Below are 21,681 nucleotides of genomic sequence, written 5' to 3'. Positions count from 1 at the left end.
GTATCCCGGTATGTCTGGCATCCGGGACGTGGCTGAGCTCGTCACCCTCGCGGCCACCGAGAGCCCCGACCGCCTGGCGGTCGTCGAGGCCGGCGGCCGCAGCCTGACCTGGGCCGAGCTCGAGGACGAGGTAGGCCGCATCGCCACCGGGCTGGCCGCCTCGGGCATCGTCGGCGGGCACCGGGTGCTGATCGCGATCGGCAACCGGCTCGAGTTCGTCACGACGTACCTGGGGGTGCTCCGGGCCCAGGCCGTCGCCGTCCCGGTCAACCCGCTCGCGAAGGCCGGCGAGCTCGCCCGGATGCTCGCCGACTCGGGCGCCCGGATGGCCGTGGCCGACGGCGACACCGTCACCACCCTGCGTGCCGCCGTCGACGTGCTCCGCAGCGTCGTCGACGGCGGGGACGAGCTGGATCCCGAGCTCGCGGCCCGTGCGGTGGTGCCGCGGGTCGTGGTCGCCGGTGCCACGCTGCTGCCCGGCGAGCGCTCCTACGACCACCTGCGCGCCGACACCGCCCGGCCGGCGCCGCCGCTCCAGGATCCCGAGAAGCTGGCCGCGCTCCTCTACACGAGCGGTACGTCGGGCCTGCCGCGCGCCGCGATGCTCACCCACCGGGCGCTGCTCGCCAACATCGACCAGGTCGCCCAGGTGGAGCCGCCGATGATGCACGGCGACGACGTCGTGCTCGGGGTGCTCCCGCTCTTCCACGTCTACGGGCTCAACGCCGTGCTGGGCGGCGTGCTCCGGCACCGCGCCAAGCTGGTGCTCGTCGAGCGCTTCGACCCGCAGGAGACGCTGGCGATCATCGACGACGAGGCCTGCAGCGTGGTGCCGGTGGCGCCGCCGGTCTTCGCCTACTGGCGCGGCGAGCAGGACCTCGAGGAGCGCCTCGGGCCGGTCCGGCTGATGCTGTCGGGGTCGGCCCCGCTCAGCCCGGAGGTCGTGAACGAGTTCACCGAGCGCACCGGCGTCCCGGTCCACCAGGGGTACGGCCTGACGGAGGCGTCGCCGGTCGTCACCAGCACCCTGTGCAGCGAGACCTTCCAGGTCGGCTCCGTCGGGGCGGCGTTGCCGGGCATCGACATCCGCCTGCTCGACGACGACGGGAAGCCGCCCGAGGGCGACGACCCCGGTGAGATCGAGATCCGCGGCGCCAACCTCTTCAGCGGCTACTGGCCGGACGGCTCGGGTGGGCCGGACGCCGAGGGCTGGTGGGCGACCGGGGACGTCGGCTTCCTCGACGACAGCGGCGACCTCTTCCTCGTCGACCGGCTCAAGGAGCTGGTCATCGTCTCCGGCTTCAACGTCTACCCCGTCGAGGTCGAGGACGTCATCGAGGAGGTGCCCGGGGTCGCCGAGGTCGCCGTCATCGGGGTCACCGACGAGCAGACCGGAGAGGCCGTCGTCGCCTACGTCCGCACGGTCGACGCCGACCCGGCCGCGGTGGCCGACGCCGTGCGCGAGCACTGCGCCGTCCGCCTCGCGCGGTTCAAGCAGCCGTCCCGGATCGAGATCGTCGACACGCTGCCGCGCACCGTCACCGGCAAGGTCCAGAAGGGCCGGCTGCGGGGCCTGGAGCGGCGACGTGCGCTCGGCCTCCTGGAGTGACGGGTCTCGGATGAGCACGCCCCGGATCACCCTCTACTCCCGCCCCGGCTGCCACCTGTGCGACGAGGCCCGCCTGGTGATCGAGCGCGTCTGCGCCGACCTGGGGGAGTCGTACGGCGAGGTCTCGATCGACGACGACCCGGTGCTCCGGGAGCGGTTCGGCGAGGAGATCCCGGTGACCTTCGTCGACGGTCGGCAGCACGACTTCTGGCGGGTCGACGAGCAGCGGCTCCGGGCGGCGCTGGCGGGCTGACGGACCCGCTCGGCGTGGCTCATGTCACATGTGCTAGTCCCACGGGCCCGCCGACCCGCTCTCGTTTTGTTCTCCCGTTCACAAACTCCTACAGTGAACGAGCCGCCGGGCCTCCGGAACGAGTCGTTCCAGTGCGCCCGACGACGGCCCAGCAGCCCCCCGGCTATGGAGAAGGCAACTCAGTGAGCGCTCGCACGTCACCCGACAGCTCTCGGGACATTCCCGAAGCAACGGTTGCGCGGCTGCCCATCTACCTCCGAGCCCTCACGACGCTGTCCGAGCAGGGCACCAGCACCTGCTCCAGCGAGGAGCTCGCCGTCGCGGCCGGGGTCAACAGCGCCAAGCTGCGCAAGGACCTCTCCTACCTCGGCAGCTACGGCACCCGCGGCGTCGGGTACGACGTCGAGTACCTGCGCTACCAGATCGCCCGCGAGATCGGCGTGACCCAGGACTGGCCCGTGGTCATCGTCGGCATCGGCAACCTCGGCCAGGCGCTCGCCAACTACTCCGGTTTCCGCAGCCGCGGCTTCCGGGTGGTGGCCCTGCTCGATGCCGACCCGGCCCGCCGCGACGAGGTCGTCGCCGGCATCGAGGTCCAGGCCTTCGACAACCTCGAGCAGATCGTGAAGGACCACGACGTCGCCATCGGCGTGATCGCGACCCCCGCGGTCGCCGCGCAGGACGTCGCCGACCGGATGGTCGCGTGCGGCGTCACCAGCATCCTCAACTTCGCGCCGATCGTGCTCTCGGTGCCCGAGCAGGTCGACGTGCGCAAGGTCGACCTCTCCATCGAGCTGCAGATCCTGGCCTACCACGAGCAGCGGAAGGCGGCGACGGCGTGAGTGTTCTGGTGGTGGGGATCTCCCACAAGTCCGCGCCGGTGTCCCTGCTGGAGCGGGTCGCCCTGGACGCCGACGGCGTCCACAAGCTGATCGACGACGTCGCCGCGTCCGAGCACGTCACCGAGGCCACGGTCATCTCGACCTGCAACCGCCTCGAGATCTACGCCGACGTCGACCGCTTCCACGGCAGCGTCGAGGAGGTCTCCAAGCTCCTCATCGAGCGGGCCGGCGAGGCGACCGAGGCGATGCTGCCGCACCTCTACGTCCACTACGACGACGGTGCCGTCTCGCACCTCTTCCAGGTGGTCGCGGGCCTCGACTCGATGGCGGTCGGCGAGGGCCAGATCCTCGGCCAGACCCGCGACGCCCTCAGCGCGGGCCAGGAGATCGGCACGGTCGGTCCCTCCCTCAACGTGCTCTTCCAGCAGGCCCTCCGGGTCGGCAAGCGGGCGCGCGCCGAGACGGACATCGACCACGCCGCCCCCACCCTGGTCTCCGCCGCGCTCGACCGCAGCCACACCGCCGTCGGCGACCTGACGGGCAAGCGCGCCCTCGTTCTCGGCGCCGGAGCGATGGCCGGCCTGGCCACCGCGACGCTGTCGCGCCGGGGCGCCGCGAGCGTCACCGTCGCCAACCGCACGGCCGGCAACGCCGTCCGTCTCGCGGGGGAGTACGGCGCCCGCTCGGCACTGCTGAGCGACGTCGCGGCCGAGCTCGCCGTCGCCGACGTCGTGGTGTCCTGCACCGGCTCGACCGGCGTGATCGTCACCGCCGAGATGGTCGCAGCCGCGACCGCCGACGGCCGCGAGCTCGCGATCATCGACCTGGCCCTCCCGCACGACGTCGACCCCGCTGCCGGCGAGCTGCCCGGGGTCACCCTGATCAACCTGGCCGAGCTCGCCCGCGAGCTGCACGACTCCGACGCCGGCCGCGAGGTCGAGGCGGTCCGCGGGATCGTCACCCAGGAGGTCGCGGCGTTCCTCTCCGCGCGCCGCCAGGCCAGCGTCACTCCCACGGTGGTGGCGCTGCGCTCGATGGCGACCTCGGTCGTCGATGCCGAGATGGACCGGCTCGCCGGTCGGCTGCCCGACCTGGACGAGGCCACCCGCGCCGAGGTCCTGCACACCGTGCGCCGGGTCGCCGACAAGCTGCTTCACGAGCCGACCGTGCGGGTCAAGGAGCTGGCCAACGAGTCCGGCGCCGTCTCGTACGCCGCCGCGCTCGCCGAGCTCTTCGCCCTGGACCCGGAGGCCGTCGACGCCGTCACCCGCCCGGAGGGTCTGTCGTGACCGCGCCCCGAGAGACGGCAGTCCGCGTCGGGACCCGCGCCTCGGTCCTCGCCACCACCCAGTCCCGGCTCGTCGCCGACCAGATCGCCGCTCGCCTCGGCCGCGAGGTCGAGCTCGTCGAGATCGCGACCGAGGGTGACCGCAGCCAGGCCGCCGGCACCCCGCTCGCGGGGACGTCGTCGACCGGCGTCTTCGTCAACGCCCTGCGCGACGCCCTGCTCGACGGCCGGGTCGACGTCGCCGTGCACTCGCTCAAGGACCTGCCGACCTACGCCGCCGACGGCATCACCCTCGCCGCCGTACCCACCCGCGAGGACCCGCGCGACGCCGTCGTCGCCCGCGACGGGCTGACGCTCGGCGAGCTGCCCGTCGGCAGCCGGGTCGGCACCGGCTCGCCCCGGCGCGCCGCCCAGCTGCACGCCCTCGGCCTCGGCGTCGAGGTGGTCGGGGTGCGCGGCAACGTGGACACCCGGATCGCCAAGGTCCGCTCCGGCGAGTACGACGCCGTCGTGCTCGCCCGCGCCGGCCTGGCCCGCATCGGCCGCCTCGAGGAGGCGACCGAGGTGCTCGACCCGCTCCAGATGCTGCCGGCCCCCGGGCAGGGCGCGCTGGCGGTCGAGTGCCGTACCGATGACGACCTCGCGGTGCAGCTGCGCGAGGTGCTGGACGACCCGCGGACCCGCGCCGCGGTCGAGGCGGAGCGAGCCGTGCTCGCCACGCTGGAGGGAGGCTGCTCCGCGCCGATCGGAGCCCTGGCCGAGGTGGCCGAGGGCGAGGACGGCGAGGAGCTGTGGGTGCGGGCGATCGCACTCTCACCCGACGGGGGGCTCTCGGTGCGGATGTCCGCCACCGGGGACCCCGCCGATGCCGCAGGCGTCGGTGACCGGCTCGCGAAGGAGATGCTCGCCGACGGCGCGGCTGACCTGACGCAACCAACGAACGACTCGCCACACGACGAGCTAGACAAGGTGCAGAACGCATGACCCGAGCCAAGACCAGCCCGAACCCCGACCAGCCGCGCGGCTGGGTGTCGTTCGTCGGCAGCGGCCCCGGCGACCCGGGCCTGCTGACGGTGCGCGCCGTCGAGCTGCTGCGGCGCGCCGACGTCGTGGTGACCGAGGTGCCCGAGCACGCCGAGCTGATCCGTCAGGTCCTCGACCTGCCGGTGCCCGCCGAGGACGAGACGGAGCCGGCCGGCCCCGAGATCGTCGACGGCGGCTTCGGCGAGGACGGCCAGCCGCTGACGCACGCAGCGCGCGGCAAGGTCGTCGTCAAGCACGCCAAGCGCGGCGTGCGCGTCGTCCGGCTGCTGAGCGGCGACCCCTTCCTCTACGCCTCGGGTCCCGAGGAGGCGCAGGCCTGCGTCAAGGCGGGCCTCGCCTTCGAGATCGTGCCCGGCGTGTCGTCGGTCAACGCGGTCCCGGCGTACGCCGGCATCCCGCTGACCACGAAGGACCACCGCGAGGTCGCCGTCGTGACCTGCGGTGACAAGGTCGACTGGAGCCAGTACGCCGGCAAGCGGACCCTCGTCCTGCTCTCGGCGGTCGGTCAGATCGGTGACATCGCCAAGGCGCTGGTCGCCGCCGGCCGCTCGCCGCAGACCTCGGTCGCGATGACCCGCGTCGGCACCACCACCGAGCAGGCCACGGTCACCTCCACCCTCGAGCGGATCGCCGCCGACGCCCGCGCGGCCCGGATGGCGCCGCCCGCCGTGACCGTCGTCGGTGACGTCGTCGACCTGCGCGAGACGCTGTCGTGGTTCGAGACCAAGCCGCTCTTCGGCTGGCGCGTCCTGGTGCCCCGCACCAAGGAGCAGGCGGGCTCGCTGTCCGAGCGCCTCCGCGGCTACGGCGCCGTGCCCGACGAGGTCCCCACCATCTCGGTCGAGCCGCCGCGCAACCCGCAGCAGATGGACAAGGCCGTCCGCGGCCTCGTCGAGGGCCGCTACGAGTGGATCGCCTTCACCTCGGTCAACGCCGTCAAGGCGGTCCGCGAGAAGTTCGAGGAGTACGGCCTCGACGCGCGGGCCTTCTCCGGCCTCAAGATCGCCGCGGTCGGCGACAAGACCGCCCAGGCGATCGGCGACTGGGGCCTGCGTGCCGACCTGGTGCCCTCCGGGGAGCAGTCGGCGGCCGGTCTGCTCGAGGACTGGCCCGAGTACGACGAGGCGCTCGACCCGATCAACCGGGTCTTCCTGCCCCGTGCCGACATCGCGACCGAGAACCTCGTCGCCGGCCTGATCGACCTCGGCTGGGAGTGCGACGACGTCACGGCGTACCGCACCGTCCGGGCCGCCCCGCCGCCGCCCGAGACCCGCGACGCGATCAAGACCGGCAAGTTCGACGCGGTCGTGTTCACGTCGTCCTCGACGGTGCGCAACCTGGTCGGCATCGCCGGCAAGCCGCACACCTCGACGATCATCGCGGTCATCGGCCCCGCCACGGCGAAGACGGCGGAGGAGCACGGCCTGCGCGTCGACGTCCTGGCCAGCCGCCCGGACGTGGAGGAGCTCGTCGACGCGCTCGCCGACTTCGGTGCCGCCCGTCGCGCCTCGCTGGTCGAGGCCGGTCAGCCGGTCACCAAGCCGTCCGAGCGCAAGCCCTCGGCGCGGCGCCGGGTGCGGGCGGAGTGACCCGGGCATGAGCGAGCACGGTGCCCTCACGGGCCCGGTGACCGGACCGACGGTCCGGCCACGCCGTCTGCGGACCACCCCGGCCCTGCGCCGGATGGTCGCGGAGACGTCCCTGGAGGCGCGCCAGCTCGTGCTGCCGCTCTTCGTCCGTGAGGGCATCGACGAGCCGAAGCCGATCTCGTCGATGCCGGGCGTCGTCCAGCACTCCCGCGACTCGCTGCTGAAGGCGGTCGCCGAGGCTGCCGACCTCGGGCTCGGCGGCGTGATGCTCTTCGGCATCCCGGAGAGCAAGGACGCGACCGGCTCGGGGGCGATCGACCCGGCCGGCATCCTCAACCTCGCGATCACCGACGTCGTCGCCGAGGTGGGCGACACGCTCACGGTGATGAGCGACCTGTGCCTCGACGAGTTCACCGACCACGGCCACTGCGGCGTGCTCACGCCCGACGGGAAGGTCGACAACGACCGCACCCTGGCGGCGTACGCCGAGATGGCGCTCGCGCAGGCGCACGCCGGGGTCGACATGGTCGGCCCGAGCGGGATGATGGACGGGCAGGTCGCGGTGGTCCGCGCCGCCCTCGACGCCGCGGAGCACACCGACGTCTCGATCCTGGCCTACTCCGCGAAGTACGCGTCCGCCTTCTTCGGCCCGTTCCGCGAGGCCGTCGACTCCTCGCTCCAGGGCGACCGGCGGACCTACCAGCAGGATCCCGCCAACGCCCGCGAGGGCGTGCGCGAGGCGCTGCTCGACGTCGCCGAGGGCGCCGACATCGTGATGGTGAAGCCGGCCCTCGCCTACCTCGACGTGCTGCGCCAGGTGCGCGACGCCGTCGACGTCCCGGTGGCGGCCTACAACATCTCGGGCGAGTACTCCATGGTCGAGGCGGCCGCCGCCCACGGCTGGATCGACCGCGAGGCGGCCATCCTCGAGACGCTGACCTCGATCCGGCGGGCCGGTGCCGACGTGGTGCTCACCTACTGGGCTGCTGAGGCCGCGCGGCTGCTCGCTCGATAGAGCCTGCTTCTCGGCTCACCGGGTTTCGAGACGCCGGTCGCGATCTCGTGCCTCGCTCGCGCGGCTCCTCAACCTTGCGCCTGGTCTCGGTCCGAGCACGCTCGGACCGAGGGCGCTAATGCGTGTAGGCGTACACGCACTGGTCGTAGGGGTCGTCCGTGCGCAGCACGTTGTCGATGTAGCCGTCGAGCAGGCACTGGGCCCGGGCCTGGACCTCGGTGAGCACCTGGTCGATCGGGGAGACCGACGTCGACGGGAGCGGCGGCAGCGTCAGGGTCGGCAGCGGCAGCTTCGGGCCGTCCGTCGGGGTGGTCGGCAGGTTCGGTCCGGAGGACGGCGAGGTGCTCGGCTTCGTGGTCGGCTTGGCCGTCGGCTCGCTCGAGCTGCCACCGGGGTCGGTGTTCCCGCCCGTGTGGCCGCCGTGGTGACCCTTGCCCCCGTGGTGGCCCTTGCCGCCGCTGGCCTGGGGGAGCTGCGGGACCACGTAGCCGGCCGAGGTGACGCCGTTGGGCACCGAGGTGAACTCACCGGCCAGGTAGGCGTTCATGATCGACAGCACCAGGTCGACGTACGACTGGCTGTGGTTGTAGCGGAGGACGGCGGAGCGCTGGCCGGCCGTGGTGCCGAGGTCGTCGCCGCCGGAGCAGAGGTAGACCGCGGTCGCGAGCGCCGCGTCGTCCACGTCCTGCGGGTTGCGCTGGCCGTCGCCGTCGGCGTCCACGCCCACCACCGACCAGGTGGAGGGGATGAACTGCATCGGCCCGACCGCGCGGTCCCAGGTGGCGTCCGCGTCGTACTGGCCGGCGTCGGTGTCGGCGATCTTGCTGGTGCCGTCGCCGCCGTTGAGCGGGGGACCGTAGATGCCGGGGGTGGCGACGCCCTGGGCGTCGAGGGTGTTGCCGTTGGTGCGGCCGTGGTCGGACTCGACCCGGCCGATCGCCGCGATCAGCTGCCACGAGAGGTGGCAGCCCGGGTCGGCGGAGTTGATGACGGTCTCGGCGCGCTGGTAGGCCGCGAGCGCGGCGGCCGGGATCCCGGAGGTCGAGGCCGTGGCGACGGCCTGCTGCACGTCGCCGGTGATGCCGGGGGCGACGCCGCCGGCGGCGGAGACGCTCGCCGGGACCTCGATGGCCTCGGTCGGGAGGCTGGTGCCGTCGGGGAGCTTCTGGTCGGTCGTCGCGTCGGCGAGCGCCGTGCCGGCTCCCGTGGTGGCGATGCTCGCGGTCCAGGCGACGGAGAGCACGGCCAGGGGGATCAGGGCCATGACCTTGTGGCCACGCCCGAAGCGCCCCCCACGGGCATCAGTCGACCTGGTCATTCCCCTGCTCCTGCTCCCTCGGACCCGGATGCTCCCACAGCACTCGGTGTGACGGACATCAAACGACCGGGTCCACTACCAGTTACGGTACGTCGCTTGCCGGTCTGGTGCAGCCGTTCGTCAGTGTGACGACCATTCCCGCAGGTCGTGACGGTGAAACCCGTTGCAGATCCGCCGGCGACGCGGCCCCGCCGACGTGGCCTGGCCCACCCCGTGGACCGCTGCGGCGGCCCTCGACTGGGGCGGGTTGGCGTCCTCGGGGACAATGGGCCGGTGCCCCGACCGACCACCGCCAGCGCAGCCCTCTTCGAACGGGCCCGAGCCGTCACGCCGGGGGGCGTGAACTCCCCGGTCCGCGCGTTCAACGCGGTCGGCGGCACTCCGCGGTTCATCCGCTCGGCGGCGGGTGCCTGGCTGACCGACGCCGACGGCAACGAGTACGTCGACCTGATCTGCTCGTGGGGCCCGATGCTGCTCGGGCACGCGCACCCCGAGGTCCAGGCCCGGGTCGCCGAGGCGGTCGCGCGCGGCACGTCGTACGGCGCCCCCACCGAGCCGGAGGTGGAGCTCGCCGAGGAGATCGTCGCCCGCACGCCGGTCGAGCGGGTCCGCTTCGTGTCCTCCGGCACCGAGGCCACCATGTCGGCGATCCGGCTGGCGCGTGGCTTCACCGGCCGCGACGTCGTGGTGAAGTTCGCCGGCTGCTACCACGGCCACGTCGACTCGCTCCTGGCCTCCGCCGGCTCCGGCCTCGCGACGTTCGCGGTCCCGGGCACGCCCGGCGTCCCGGCGTCGTCGACCGAGCTGACGCTGGTGCTGCCCTACAACGACCGCGCCGCTGTCGAGAAGGTCTTCGCGGAGTACCCCGACCGGATCGCCTGCCTGATCACCGAGGCCGCGCCCGGCAACATGGGTGTCGTCCCGCCGGAGCCGGGCTTCAACGCGTTCCTCGCCGAGACCTGCACGCGGCACGGTGCCCTCTTCGTCAGCGACGAGGTGATGACCGGCTTCCGCGCCAGCAAGCTCGGTCAGTGGGGCCTCGACGGTGCGGTCGAGGGCTGGCGCCCCGACCTGGTGACCTTCGGCAAGGTGATGGGCGGCGGCTTCCCGGCCGCGGCCTTCGGCGGCCGCGCCGACGTGATGTCGCGGCTGGCGCCCGAGGGGCCGGTCTACCAGGCCGGGACGCTGTCGGGGAACCCGATCGCCACCACCGCAGGCCTGGCCACGCTGCGGCTCGCGACCGACGAGGTCTACGCCCACATCGGGGCCGCCGCCGACACGATCAGGGCGGCCGCCTCCGACGCGCTGACCGCCGCCGGCGTCACCCACGTCGTGCAGGCCACCGGCACGATGTTCTCGATCTTCTTCACCGGTGGTGACGGCGGTCGGGTCCGCGACTTCGAGGACGCGTCGCGCACCGACTCCGCGGCGTACGCCGCCTTCTTCCACGCCATGCTCGACGCGGGGGTCTACCTGCCGCCGTCGGCCTACGAGGCGTGGTTCCTGTCCGCTGCCCATGACGACCGCGCCGTGCAGACCGTGCTCGACGCGCTGCCCGGCGCTGCCCGCGCGGCCGCTGCCGCCCAGGCGTAGGAGAGCCAGCTGTGAGTCACCCAGAGATCCAGGGCAGCCCCGACACGATCGTCCACCTGCTGCGCCACGGCGAGGTGCACAACCCCGAGGGCATCCTCTACGGCCGGCGCGACGGCTTCCACCTCTCCGACCTCGGCAACCGGATGGCCGCGCGGATCGCGGAGAGCATCGGCGACCGCGACATCGTGCACCTGCGCGTCTCGCCGCTGGAGCGCGCGCAGGAGACCGCGCGGCCGCTGGCCCAGGCCCGTGGCCTCGAGATCGTCACCGACGAGCGGGTCATCGAGTCCGGCAACAAGCTCGAGGGCCTGAGCTTCAGCCAGGGCGCCTGGTCGATCATCAAGCGGCCGAGCATCTGGCGGCACTTCTACAACCCGGCGCGGCCGTCCTGGGGCGAGCCGCACAAGGAGATCGTGGTCCGGATGATGGCGGCGGTCGAGGACGCCCGCGCGGCCGCGGTCGGCCACGAGGCCGTCATCGTGTCCCACCAGCTGCCGATCTGGACGACCCGCCTGCACGTCGAGGGTCGCCGCCAGCTGCACGACCCGCGGCGGCGGCAGTGCACGCTCTGCTCCCTCACCTCGCTGCACTTCGTCGGCGACCGGATCACCCAGGTGAGCTACTCGGAGCCCGCTGGCGACCTGATCCCGGTCAAGGACAAGAACGCGCCGTTCTCCGCCGGCGGCGCGCCCGAGGAGCAGCGCCCGTGACCCTGAAGCGGATGCTTCTCGGCGTGGCCGCCCCGCTGCTGCTCGCGCTGACCGCCTGCACCTCGCTGGGCGCGACCGGCAACAAGGGCTACATCAGCGGCGACGGCAGCGTGCAGGTCATCGACGCCGCCGACCGCGACGACCCCGTGACGTTCTCGGGCACCTCCCTCACCGGTGAGCCGATCTCCTCGGAGGACTACCTCGGCAAGGTGCTCGTCGTGAACAAGTGGTGGTCCGGCTGCGGCCCCTGCCGCACGGAGATGCCGATGCTCAGCGAGATCTCCTCGGAGCTGGGCGACGAGGCCGCCGTGGTCGGGATCAACATCCGCGACTCGAGCGCCGACAACGGCCTGGCGTTCATGAAGGGCGTCGGCGCGGACTTCCCGTCGGTCTACGACGTGCAGGGCAAGGCCGGGCTCGCGTTCGCCGGCAAGGCGCCGATGGCGTCCACCCCGACCACCATCGTCCTCGACGACGAGGGCCGGGTCGCTGCTGTCATCTCCGGAGCGATCCCCAGCAAGCAGACGATCCTCGACGTGATCGACGACGTCGCCGGGACCTCGGATGGCTGACTGGTTCCAGGAGACGGCGCTCTCCGGGTCCCTGGTGCTGGCGATCCCGGTCGCGCTGGTCGCCGGCCTGGTGTCGTTCTTCTCCCCGTGCGTGATCCCGCTGCTGCCCGGCTACCTGTCGTACGCGACCGGCCTGTCGGGCGCTGACCTCGCGAACGGCGTCGCCGGCACCCGCCGGGGCCGGATGTTCCTGGGCTCGGTGCTCTTCGTGCTCGGCTTCTCCACCGTCTTCGTCATCCTCGGCACGGCATCGGGGGCGCTCGGCTCCTGGCTGTTCGAGTGGCAGGACCAGATCACCACCGTGCTGGCGATCGTGATGATCGTGCTCGGCCTGGCCTTCGCCGGCTGGCTGCCGATCCTGCAGCGCGACGTACGCGTCCACCAGTTCCCGGCCGTCGGCCTCGCCGCGGCCCCGGTGATCGGCTTCCTCTTCGGGCTCGGCTGGACGCCGTGCATCGGCCCGACCCTGACCGCCATCACCAGCCTGTCCTTCACCGAGTCCACCGCGGCTCGCGGCGCCCTGCTGTCGGCCGTCTACGCGCTCGGGCTGGGCATCCCGTTCATCCTCGCCGGGCTCGCCTACGAGAAGGCGCTCTCGGCGATCGGGTGGGTGCGCCGCCACCAGGTCTGGGTGATGCGCGCCGGCGGTCTGATGCTCGTGCTCGTCGGGGTCCTGCTGCTGACCGGCTGGTGGGACCAGCTGGTGACCTGGATCCAGGTCCAGCTCGTCACGTCGACGGAGACCGCAGTATGAGTACGGCCCTCTCCACGCGTCCGCCCGAGGACGACCGGCGTCCCGGCGAGCTGACCTTCCGCGAGCTCCTGCGCTGGGTGTGGCGCCAGGTGACCTCGATGCGGACCGCGCTGATCCTGCTGCTCCTGCTGGCGCTCGCGGCGATCCCGGGCTCCGTGATCCCGCAGACCGGCGTCGATGCGCTGAAGACCTCCAACTGGCAGTCGGACCACCCGAAGCTCACACCCGTCTACGAGCGGCTCGGGCTCTTCTCGGTCTACGACTCCGCGTGGTTCTCGGCGATCTACATCCTGCTGATGATCTCGCTCGTCGGCTGCATCGTGCCGCGCACGTTCCACTACTGGCGGGGGATGCGCGCCAAGCCGCCGACGGCACCGAGCAACCTGGGTCGGCTGCCGGACCACGCGTCGTACGTGACCACCGAGGATCCCGAGGTCGTGCTCGAGCGCGCGCGCCTGCTGCTCAAGCGTCGCCGCTACCGGCTGGGCGACGGGACCGAGGCGGTCTCGGCCGAGCGCGGCTACCTGCGCGAGGTCGGCAACCTGGTCTTCCACCTCTCGGTGTTGGTCGTCCTGGTCGGCTTCGCCATGGGTGGGCTGTTCGGCTACAAGGGCGGCGTGATCATGCTGGTCGGCGACACGTACGGCTTCGCGAACACCCCGGACCAGTACGACGAGTTCAAGCCCGGCAGCCTCTTCCAGGCCGACCAGATGGAGCCGTTCTCCTTCTCGATCGACGACTTCGACGTCGACTGGCTGACGACCGGCCCCCGGGCGGGGATGGCACGCGGCTTCCAGTCGCACCTGAAGTACCAGGACTCGCTGGCCGGTGCCGAGAAGTCCTACGACCTGCGGGTCAACCACCCGCTGACGATCGGCAACACCGACATCTTCCTCATCGGGCACGGCTACGCCCCGGTGATCACGGTCCGCGACGGCGAGGGCAACGTCGTCCAGAGCGGCCCGACGATCTTCCTGCCGACCAGCCAGAGCTTCCAGTCGATCGGCGTGGTCAAGGCGGCCGACGCGGAGCCGACCCAGATCGGGCTCGAGGGCGAGTTCTACCCGACGGTCGCCTTCTCGCAGGAGACCGGCAGCTACTACTCGCTGCTCGGCAAGCCGATCGACCCGATGATCTCGATGCTCGTCTACACCGGCGACCTGGGCATGGACGACGGCGTCCCGCAGTCGGTCTACGCGCTCGACAAGAGCAAGACGACGATGCTGACCAAGAAGAACGGCACGCCGTACCGCGTCGACCTGCGGCCCGGGGAGACCCAGAAGCTGCCGAACGGGCTGGGGTCGGTGACGTTCGAGAACGTCGCCGGTGTCCCCGGTGGCGTCCAGCAGTGGAACAAGATCCAGATCAGCCAGACCCCCGGCAAGTGGGTCGCGCTGACCGGGGTCGTGCTGGCCCTGATCGGCCTGCTCGGGTCGCTCTTCATCCGGCCCCGGCGGGTCTGGGTTCGCGCCCGTCGCGAGGGTGACGGCACACTGGTCGAGGTGGCCGCGCTCGACCGGTCCGGCGGCGGCGACGTCGCGGTCGTCGTGGACGAGCTGGTGACCACCCTGCAAGGCAAGCAACGAGAGGACGAGTCGTGACCGACGCAGCGTGGGAGAGCCTGAGCAACCAGGCGATCGCGGCCGCAGGACTGCTCTACTTCCTCGCGCTCCTGGCGCACCTCGTCGAGTGGGCGTCGCTGCGCAAGGTGCCGCTCGCCTCCGGTGCCGCCGCGAGCGAGTCGGTGGACATCCCCGGTGGGGTCGCGCTCGCGACCGGACCGGACAGCGACGAGGCCGAGGACCGCGCCCGTCGTACGGCGCTCTTCGGGCGGCTGGGCTACCTGGTCACCTGCCTCGCGGTCGCGGTGCACTTCGTGTCGCTCTTCTCCCGGGGCATGGCCGCGGACCCGAACCGGGTGCCGTGGGGCAACATGTACGAGTTCACGCTGACCGGCACCTTCGTGGTCGCGTTCCTCTACGCCGTGCTCTACCGCAGGCTGCGTCTCGCCTGGATGGCGCCGATCGTGCTCGCCTTCGTGCTGACGGTCCTGATGGTCGCCGTGATCTGGCTGTACTCGCCGGTCGCGCCGCTGACCGAGGCGCTCTCGTCGTACTGGCTGGTGATCCACGTCGTCTCCGCGATCATCGCGACCGGCGCCTTCACCCTCGGTGGCATCACGTCCGCCCTCTACCTGGTGAAGGCGCGCGCCCTGGCCAGAGGCGCCGACGCCGAGAGCGGCTACGTCGCGCGGCTGCCGCAGCCCGAGGCGCTGGATCGGGTCGCCTACCGGCTGCACGCCTTCGGCTTCCCGGTGTGGACCTTCGCGGTGCTGATCACCGGGCCGATCTGGGCGCACCAGGCGTGGTCGTCGTACTGGAACTGGGACCCCAAGGAGGTCTGGGCGTTCATCACCTGGGTCGTCTACGCGGCCTACCTGCACGCCCGCACGACGGCCGGGTGGAAGGGGCGCAACGCCGCCATCCTCGCCCTCGTCGGCGTGGCCACCCTGTGGTTCAACTTCATCGGGATCAACTACTTCTCGACGACGTCGCAGCACTCGTACGCCGGCGGCGCGCCCGCGCCGATCTCGGCGGAGACCCTGCAGCGCTAGCTGTCGCGTTTCTTGTAACGCCGGGTTATTCACTCTTCCCACCGTGTTGCAACCGGGTGGGAACAGCAGGTAACCCGGCGTTACAGCGGACGGCGCCGAGCTGCGGTCACTCGGTCGGATCCTCGGGGTGCTTGCGCTTCCGGTCCAGGTCGCGGAGGAAGTCCGGGTCGTCGTCCGGACCGACGAACCGGGGCGGCTCCGCACGCTTCGGGCGCGGCCTCGGGGTGGGCGCAATGCCGCGTCGCTGGATCGCGCGGGTCGTCAGGTAGACCGCGACCGCGATCAGGATCACGACCAGGAGGAACTTCAGCACCCCTCCAGGGTAGGACCAGGGTGGTCAGGATCTACCCTGGGTCCGTGAAGGAGTTCTACGTCTACACCTCGCTGCGCATCGTGCTCTTCCTGGCATCGCTGGCCATCGTGGGCGGAGTGTGGGCGCTGGTCGGCGGCGAGGTGCTCTGGCTCTGGGTCATCGTCGCGTCGTTCCTGATGAGCGGCATGGGCTCGTACTTCCTGCTCAACCACCAGCGCGAGGCGCTCGCCCGGCGGGTGCAGACCCGCGCCGAGGCGATGACGAGCAAGATCGACGAGATGCGCGCCAAGGAAGACGTCGACGACGAGGCCGAGCCCCGGTCCTAGTCCTTCCGGCGGTTGAGCTGCCGGTCGATCCGGGAGCGGTCCTGGCCCAGGATCCTGGCCAGCAACGGCGCGCGGAAGCGGTAGGCCAGCACGGCCACCACCACGATCAGCACGATCACCCAGAGCATGCTCCGAGCGTACGCCGCGCGTGGTCGCTCAGCCGCAGACGATCAGCGCGGCGGCGACCAGGACCGCCCAGAGCAGCTCGGCGAGGCCGGTCTGCTGGAGGACGGGGATCAGCCCCGGGCCGACCGCGCCACCGAGGACGGTGCGGGTGGCAGGCACGGCGAGCACCAGGAAGCCGAGGCCGACCAGCACGCACCAAGAGGTGACGACGGCGACCGCGACGACCGCGGCCGCGGCGGCGACCACCAGGACGGCGTACAGCTGCCGGGTACGGCGGTCGCCGAGCACGACCGCGAGGGTGCGCTTGCCGGCGACCGTGTCGGTCGGGATGTCGCGCAGGTTGTTGGCGACCAGGATCGCGCAGGCCAGCGCGCCGATCCCGCACGCGGTCCAGAGGGCGGCCCACTCCCACGTCTCGGTCTGGACGTACGTGGTGCCGATGACCGCGACCAGGCCGAAGAAGACGAAGACCATCACCTCGCCGAGACCGAGGTAGCCGTAGGGCTTCGAGCCGCCGGTGTAGAACCACGCGGCCAGCACCGAGACGGCGCCGACGGCGACCAGCCACCAGGCCGTCGTGGCGGCCAGCGCCAGGCCGGCGACGGCGGCCACGCCGAAGGCCAGGAACGCGGCCCGCTTCACCGCAGCGGCGGGTGCCACCCCCGAACCGACGAGCCGCAGCGGCCCGACCCGGTCGGCGTCGGTGCCGCGGATGCCGTCGGAGTAGTCGTTGGCGTAGTTGACCGCCACCTGGAGCGCGAGGGCCACGACGAGGGCGAGCAGCGCCTTCCACCACACGGCGCTGTCGGCGTACACCGCGACGCCGGTGCCGGCGAGCACGGGGGAGACGGCTGCGGGGAGCGTGCGCGGTCGCGCACCGGCGAGCCACTGAGCAGGAGTTGCCACAAGGGGTGATTCAAGCAGTCGCCGGCTGCTGGGTGCGCGCCAGGTAGCGCTCAGCGGCCCGCGACGACGGCCCCATCCCGAGGGTCGCGAGCACGACGATCGCCGCGATGATCACCCAGCCCGGCGTACCCCACTCCATCGCCAGGAACGTGTACGCCGCGGGCGCCCAGACGCCGCCGAGGGTCTCGCCGAGGAACGCCGCGCCTTGGTACTCGCCGCGCCGGTCCGGGTCCGAGAGCTCGGAGAGGAAGCCCCACCGGCCCGCGGACTGGTAGAGCTCGGCACCGGTCACCGTCACGTGGCCCAGCCACACGAGCACGATCGTCGTCCAGCCGATCGTGTCGTGGGTGAACGCGACGATGCCGCACGAGACCACGAAGAACACCGAGCTGATCCGCGCCGCGCGGACAGAGGAGTCCACCGAGTTCACGCCGCGGGCAGCCGGCACCTGGAGCAGCACGGCGAGCACCGTGTTGGTGCCGAAGAGCCAGGCCAGCAGGACCCGTGGCGCATCGGTCTCCTGCACCAGCCAGAGCGGGATGACGACGTTGAGCAGCACCTGGTTGGTGCTGAGGACGCCGTCGCAGACATTGAGCAGCAGGAAGCCCCGGTTGCGCAGGGCGCCGGACGTGAGCGCCTTCTCGACCGGCGTCTCCGGCACGACGTCGTGCTCGGCGTCTGGCATCCGGCTGACCAGCACGGCGTTGAGGACGAGGATGGCGCCGGTCAGCAGCGGCACGGCGCGGACCAGCGCGTCGCTGTCGAAGGCGAGCGCCAGGCCGCTGATCAGCGCACCGAGCGTGTAGCCGATGTTGCGGGCGGCCCGCATGAACGCCATCGAGCGGACCCGCTCGTCGTGCGGGAAGACGTCGATCGTGTAGGCGTTGCGGCCGGTACGGGCCGCGGTCTGGACGAGCTCGAGCGTCACCATCATGACGAGGAACGCCGCGAAGCTCCCGATCAACGGCCACACCAAGAAGAGCGCGGCCTGGGCGGTGGCGCCGATCCACCACATCCTCCGTGGCCCGATCCGGTCGGCCAGCTTGCCGAGCGGCACGGCGAAGAAGAAGGTCACGACGCCGGCGACGGTCAGCCCGAGCCCGACCTGCGCGGCGCTGAGGCCCACGATGTGGGTGAAGAAGACCGCGCTGCCGGTCAGGAACGCACCCTCGCCGGCAGCCGACAGCACCGACTGCTCCGACAGTCGTCGCGCGAGCGGCGTGGGCGGCAGGAGTCGGTCGAGACGGGTCGGCACCCGGACATCCCATCACTGCGCACTACTGTCGGTCGCGTGATTTCTGCGGTCCGTGAGCTCGACGCCTGGCTGGCCGCCGACGACCCGGAGCCGTGGGTCGTGGAGACCTCCGGCTCGACGGGTACGCCGAAGCGGGTCGTGCTCTCGCGGGCCGCGGTGCTCGCGTCGGTCGAGGCCTCGGCCCGCCGCCTGGGCGGCTCCGGCCGATGGCTCCTGGCCGTGCCGGCGTCGTACGTCGCCGGCGTGCAGGTCGTCTGTCGCTCGCTGGTCGCCGGGCACCCGCCGGTGCTGCTCGAGGAGCACGGGTCGTTCGCCGACGCCGCCCGCGACGCCGACTACGTCTCGCTCGTCCCGACCCAGCTGCACCGCCTCCTCGACACCGATGCCGAGGCGCTGCGTGGCTTGCGCACCGTGCTCCTCGGTGGTGGGCCGATCGACCCCGCCCTGCGTCGACGCGCGGAGGACGCGGGCGTCCACGTCGTGGCGACGTACGGCTCGGCCGAGACCGCGGGCGGCTGCGTCTACGACGGCTACGCGCTCGACGGGGTGGCGCTCGCGCTCGACCCCGGCGGCCGGATCCGGATCAGCGGGCCGACGCTCTTCGAGGGGTACGCCGGCGACCCGGGTGCGACCGCCGAGGTCCTCGTCGACGGGTGGTTCCTCACCTCCGACGCGGGCCGTCTTGACGAGGACGGCCGGCTGCACGTGCTCGGCCGGATCGACGACGTCGTGGTGAGCGGTGGCGTCAACGTCCCGGCCCCCGCCGTCGCCGCCCGGCTGCGGGAGCACCCCGGGGTCCGCGCCGCGGAGGTGCTCGGCGTGCCCGACGAGGAGTGGGGCAACCGACTCGTCGCCTTCGTGGTCGGCGACGTGTCGCTGGACGAGCTGCGCGGCTGGGTCGGCGAGACCCACGCCCGGTCCTGGGCGCCACGACAGGTGGTCGTGCTCGACGAGATCCCGCTGCTGGCCAACGGCAAGCCGGACCGGGTCACGCTGCGGAGCCTGGTGTGAGGGTCTACAGCCTCCCGATGCGCACCCGCTTCCGCGGGATCACCGTCCGCGAGGGCGTGCTGCTGCCGGGTCCTGCCGGTTGGGGCGAGTGGAGCCCCTTCCTGGAGTACGACGCGGCCATCGCCGAGCCGTGGCTGCGCTGCGCCGAGGAGGCCGCCGCCGGGGACTGGCCGGCCCCGGTGCGGGACAGCGTGCCGGTCAACGTCACGGTGCCGGCCGTCGGTCCCGAGCAGGCGCACGCCGTCGTGCTGCGCGGTGGCTGTCGGACCGCCAAGGTCAAGGTCGCGGAGCCCGGGCAGACACTGGCGGACGACCAGGCGCGGCTCGAGGCAGTCCGCGACGCCATCGGCACCGACGGTCGGATCCGGATCGACGTCAACGGCCTGTGGGACCTCGACACAGCGATCGCGGGCATCCCCGTCCTGGACCGGGCCGCCGGCGGCCTCGAGTACGTCGAGCAGCCCGTCGCCAGCGTCGAGGACCTCGCCCGGGTGCGCCGGGCCGTCGGCGTACCGATCGCGGCCGACGAGTCGATCCGCCGCGCGACGGACCCCTACCGCGTGCGCGACCTCGAGGCGGCCGACGTGGCGGTGCTGAAGGTGCAGCCGCTCGGCGGCGTCCGGGCCTGCCTGCGGATCGCCGAGGACATCGGCCTTCCGGTCGTCGTGTCGTCGGCGCTGGAGACCTCGATCGGGATCGCTGCCGGCGTCGCCCTCGCGGCCGCTCTGCCCGAGCTGCCCTACGCGTGCGGCCTCGCGACGGTCCAGCTCCTGGAGTCCGACGTGGTGACCGACCCTCTTCTGCCGGTCGACGGCGCGCTGCCGGTGCGGCTGCCGGTGCTGGACGAGTCGCTGGTGCACGCGGCGCCCGACCGGGTCGCCCACTGGGAGGCCCGGCTCGCCGACGTGCTCGCCCTGCGGCAGGATCGTCGGTCGTGACCGCCACCGACACCGCCCGCGCCGTCGTCACGGCGCTGGTCGAGGCCGGCGTCGCCGAGATCGTCGTCGCCCCGGGCTCGCGCAACGCGCCGCTCGGCTTCGCGGCGTACGACGCCGCCGCGGCGGGACTGGTCCGGCTGCACACCCGCATCGACGAGCGTACGGCGGGCTTCCTCGCCCTGGGGCTCACGAAGAACGGCCACCGGGCCGCCGTCGTCTGCACGTCCGGCACCGCGGTCGCCAACCTGCACCCGGCCGTCCTCGAGGCGGCCCACGTCGGGCTGCCGCTGGTGGTCGTGACCGCGGACCGGCCGGATCGTCTGAGGGGGACGAACGCCAACCAGACCACCGACCAGCGGGGGGTGTTCGGTCCGCTCGTCGCGACCCAGGACGCCGGTGCGATGGACCTGACAGGTCTCGCGCCCGTCCACGTCAACGTGCCCCTCGACGAGCCGCTGCTGCCCGAGGACACCTGGCAGCCCGCGGTCGTCCCCGGCACGGCTCCCCGGCCGGTCCACCCGGCGACGACGGAGTGGCTGGGCAACGGACCGCGCACGGTCGTCGTGGCCGGCGACGACGCCGGGCCGCAGGCCCGTCAGCTCGCCGAGTCGGGCGGCTGGCCGCTGCTCGCCGAGCCGTCGAGCGGATCGCGCACCGGCGCGAACGCCATCCGGACCTACCGGCTGCTGCTGTCCGGCGACCTGGGCGCGCGGATCGAGCGGGTCGTCGTCTGCGGTCACCCGACGCTCTCCCGACCGGTGTCGCGACTGCTCGCGCGCGACGACGTGCAGGTGGTCGACACCCCGACGCTCGGCGCGTGGGCCGAGAGACCGTTCCCGGTCGACGAGCGGCTGCCCGTCGTACCCCACGTGCAGGAGCCCGACGACCCGGCCTGGCTGGAGGAGTGGCACGCCGCCGACGCCAGCGTCTCCCGGCAGCTCGACGCCCTGCTCGCGGCCGAGCCGGACCTCACACCGCACGAGGTGGCCGGCGCGGTGGCCCGGGCCCTGCCGTCCGGCGGGCTGCTCGTGGTCGGCGCGTCCAGCCCCATCCGCGACCTCGACCTGATGGTGCCCCGCTACGCGGTCGGTGCCCGCCGCAAGGTGGTCGCCAACCGGGGCCTGGCCGGCATCGACGGCACCATCTCGACCGCGATCGGTGCGGCCCTCGCGCGCGAGTCGACGCGGTCCTTCGCGCTGATGGGCGACGTGACCTTCCTGCACGACGCCAACGGTCTGGTCATCGGCCCCGGCGAGCCGGTCCCCGACCTGACGATCGTCGTCGTCAACGACGACGGCGGCTCGATCTTCACGATGCTCGAGCAGGGCGACCCGGCGTACGACGACCGCTTCGAGAAGCTCTTCGGGACCCCTCACCACGTCGACCTCGCCGCCCTCTGCGCGGCCACCCGCACGCCGCACTGGAAGGTCGGCTCGCTCGCCGAGCTCGACCAGGCACTCGCCTCGCCCAACGGTGGCGTCGAGGTGGTCGAGGTCGTCGTACGCCGCGACAACCGGCGTGACCTCGACGCCCGGATCAGAGCGCTGCGGCCGTAGGTCGCCGCTCCCAGGGATACCCGGTCGACCGGGTGTCCCTGAAGTGGGA

The 21,681-nt window shown here is 72.5% G+C and carries 22 protein-coding genes; 17 read left to right on the top strand and 5 right to left on the bottom strand.

Features of this window, described 5'->3' with window-relative positions; genetic code table 11:
* Window positions 1-28: 28 nt before the first annotated feature.
* From ASC77_RS19600 to hemB, 7 genes are all read left to right on the top strand, one after another.
* Window positions 29-1,609 carry a class I adenylate-forming enzyme family protein gene (locus ASC77_RS19600; protein ID WP_235547816.1) on the top strand — a complete coding sequence of 527 codons (1,581 nt, stop codon included), beginning with the start codon at window positions 29-31 and terminating at the stop codon, window positions 1,607-1,609.
* 10 nt (window positions 1,610-1,619) lie between these two features.
* Window positions 1,620-1,862 (top strand): glutaredoxin family protein, encoded by a 243-nt coding sequence (locus ASC77_RS19595; RefSeq protein ID WP_056156871.1) that lies wholly within the window; start codon window positions 1,620-1,622, stop codon window positions 1,860-1,862.
* A 182-nt stretch (window positions 1,863-2,044) separates the two neighbouring features.
* Window positions 2,045-2,704 (top strand): redox-sensing transcriptional repressor Rex, encoded by a 660-nt coding sequence (locus ASC77_RS19590; RefSeq protein WP_056156869.1) that lies wholly within the window; start codon window positions 2,045-2,047, stop codon window positions 2,702-2,704.
* Window positions 2,701-3,993 carry a glutamyl-tRNA reductase gene (locus ASC77_RS19585; protein ID WP_056156867.1) on the top strand — a complete coding sequence of 431 codons (1,293 nt, stop codon included), beginning with the start codon at window positions 2,701-2,703 and terminating at the stop codon, window positions 3,991-3,993. Before ASC77_RS19590 ends, ASC77_RS19585 begins: the two co-directional genes overlap by 4 nt.
* Window positions 3,990-4,976 carry a hydroxymethylbilane synthase gene (gene hemC / locus ASC77_RS19580; RefSeq protein ID WP_056156865.1) on the top strand — a complete coding sequence of 329 codons (987 nt, stop codon included), beginning with the start codon at window positions 3,990-3,992 and terminating at the stop codon, window positions 4,974-4,976. The genes ASC77_RS19585 and hemC overlap by 4 nt, the downstream gene beginning before the upstream one ends.
* On the top strand, window positions 4,973-6,625 hold the full coding sequence (locus tag ASC77_RS19575; RefSeq protein ID WP_056156863.1) for a uroporphyrinogen-III synthase: 1,653 nt from the start codon (window positions 4,973-4,975) through the stop codon (window positions 6,623-6,625). Before hemC ends, ASC77_RS19575 begins: the two co-directional genes overlap by 4 nt.
* 7 nt (window positions 6,626-6,632) lie before the next feature.
* On the top strand, window positions 6,633-7,640 hold the full coding sequence (gene hemB / locus ASC77_RS19570) for a porphobilinogen synthase (protein WP_056156861.1): 1,008 nt from the start codon (window positions 6,633-6,635) through the stop codon (window positions 7,638-7,640).
* A gap of 115 nt (window positions 7,641-7,755) precedes the next feature.
* Here hemB and ASC77_RS19565 read toward each other — a convergent pair whose 3' ends face one another.
* On the bottom strand, window positions 7,756-8,958 hold the full coding sequence (locus tag ASC77_RS19565) for a lytic transglycosylase domain-containing protein (RefSeq protein ID WP_056156859.1): 1,203 nt from the start codon (window positions 8,956-8,958) through the stop codon (window positions 7,756-7,758).
* A gap of 273 nt (window positions 8,959-9,231) precedes the next feature.
* Between ASC77_RS19565 and hemL the strand changes: the two genes are divergently transcribed.
* The 6 genes from hemL to ccsB are packed head-to-tail and all read left to right on the top strand — an operon-like array spanning window position 9,232 to window position 15,201.
* A complete protein-coding gene (gene hemL / locus ASC77_RS19560; RefSeq protein WP_056156857.1) occupies window positions 9,232-10,551 on the top strand; it encodes a glutamate-1-semialdehyde 2,1-aminomutase in 1,320 nt (439 codons plus the stop codon).
* 11 nt (window positions 10,552-10,562) lie between these two features.
* On the top strand, window positions 10,563-11,261 hold the full coding sequence (locus tag ASC77_RS19555; protein ID WP_235547814.1) for a histidine phosphatase family protein: 699 nt from the start codon (window positions 10,563-10,565) through the stop codon (window positions 11,259-11,261).
* Entirely contained in the window at window positions 11,258-11,833 is a 576-nt protein-coding gene (locus ASC77_RS19550) for a TlpA disulfide reductase family protein (RefSeq protein WP_082575048.1), read from the top strand. Before ASC77_RS19555 ends, ASC77_RS19550 begins: the two co-directional genes overlap by 4 nt.
* A complete protein-coding gene (locus tag ASC77_RS19545; protein WP_056156855.1) occupies window positions 11,826-12,587 on the top strand; it encodes a cytochrome c biogenesis CcdA family protein in 762 nt (253 codons plus the stop codon). The genes ASC77_RS19550 and ASC77_RS19545 overlap by 8 nt, the downstream gene beginning before the upstream one ends.
* Window positions 12,584-14,188: a cytochrome c biogenesis protein ResB gene (locus ASC77_RS19540; RefSeq protein ID WP_056156853.1), complete on the top strand. Its 1,605-nt coding sequence runs from the start codon at window positions 12,584-12,586 to the stop codon at window positions 14,186-14,188. Before ASC77_RS19545 ends, ASC77_RS19540 begins: the two co-directional genes overlap by 4 nt.
* A complete protein-coding gene (gene ccsB / locus ASC77_RS19535; protein ID WP_056156852.1) occupies window positions 14,185-15,201 on the top strand; it encodes a c-type cytochrome biogenesis protein CcsB in 1,017 nt (338 codons plus the stop codon). Before ASC77_RS19540 ends, ccsB begins: the two co-directional genes overlap by 4 nt.
* A 106-nt stretch (window positions 15,202-15,307) precedes the next feature.
* Here ccsB and ASC77_RS19530 read toward each other — a convergent pair whose 3' ends face one another.
* Window positions 15,308-15,514: a hypothetical protein gene (locus tag ASC77_RS19530; RefSeq protein ID WP_056156850.1), complete on the bottom strand. Its 207-nt coding sequence runs from the start codon at window positions 15,512-15,514 to the stop codon at window positions 15,308-15,310.
* A gap of 44 nt (window positions 15,515-15,558) precedes the next feature.
* On the opposite strand from ASC77_RS19530, the gene ASC77_RS19525 reads away from it, so the two are divergent.
* Window positions 15,559-15,840 carry a DUF4229 domain-containing protein gene (locus ASC77_RS19525; RefSeq protein ID WP_056156848.1) on the top strand — a complete coding sequence of 94 codons (282 nt, stop codon included), beginning with the start codon at window positions 15,559-15,561 and terminating at the stop codon, window positions 15,838-15,840.
* Here the strand turns inward: ASC77_RS19525 and ASC77_RS27740 are convergent.
* The 3 genes from ASC77_RS27740 to ASC77_RS19515 are packed head-to-tail and all read right to left on the bottom strand — an operon-like array spanning window position 15,837 to window position 18,127.
* Window positions 15,837-15,968, bottom strand: a complete 132-nt coding sequence (locus ASC77_RS27740; protein ID WP_268788431.1) for a hypothetical protein — start codon at window positions 15,966-15,968, stop codon at window positions 15,837-15,839. The two genes, ASC77_RS19525 and ASC77_RS27740, sit on opposite strands and share 4 nt — an antisense overlap.
* Before the next feature lie 28 nt (window positions 15,969-15,996).
* On the bottom strand, window positions 15,997-16,872 hold the full coding sequence (locus tag ASC77_RS19520; protein WP_056156846.1) for a 1,4-dihydroxy-2-naphthoate polyprenyltransferase: 876 nt from the start codon (window positions 16,870-16,872) through the stop codon (window positions 15,997-15,999).
* Window positions 16,873-16,882: 10 nt separating this feature from the next.
* The gene (locus tag ASC77_RS19515; RefSeq protein WP_056156844.1) at window positions 16,883-18,127 is read right to left on the bottom strand and encodes an MFS transporter; all 1,245 of its coding nucleotides are present in this window, start codon (window positions 18,125-18,127) and stop codon (window positions 16,883-16,885) included.
* 36 nt (window positions 18,128-18,163) lie between these two features.
* On the opposite strand from ASC77_RS19515, the gene ASC77_RS19510 reads away from it, so the two are divergent.
* From ASC77_RS19510 to menD, 3 genes are read left to right on the top strand one after another with little or no spacing between them, the layout of a single operon-like run.
* Window positions 18,164-19,138, top strand: coding sequence for an AMP-binding protein (locus tag ASC77_RS19510; protein WP_056156842.1), 975 nt, complete (start codon window positions 18,164-18,166; stop codon window positions 19,136-19,138).
* The gene (locus tag ASC77_RS19505; RefSeq protein ID WP_156391195.1) at window positions 19,135-20,076 is read left to right on the top strand and encodes an o-succinylbenzoate synthase; all 942 of its coding nucleotides are present in this window, start codon (window positions 19,135-19,137) and stop codon (window positions 20,074-20,076) included. Before ASC77_RS19510 ends, ASC77_RS19505 begins: the two co-directional genes overlap by 4 nt.
* On the top strand, window positions 20,073-21,632 hold the full coding sequence (menD, locus tag ASC77_RS19500) for a 2-succinyl-5-enolpyruvyl-6-hydroxy-3-cyclohexene-1-carboxylic-acid synthase (RefSeq protein WP_082575046.1): 1,560 nt from the start codon (window positions 20,073-20,075) through the stop codon (window positions 21,630-21,632). Before ASC77_RS19505 ends, menD begins: the two co-directional genes overlap by 4 nt.
* Window positions 21,633-21,681 lie beyond the last annotated feature (49 nt).

Source organism: Nocardioides sp. Root1257, from assembly GCF_001425175.1.
Lineage (GTDB): Bacteria > Actinomycetota > Actinomycetes > Propionibacteriales > Nocardioidaceae > Nocardioides.
The sequence above is the reverse complement of the archived record's forward strand: the minus strand, read 5'-3'. Positions and strand labels throughout refer to the sequence as shown.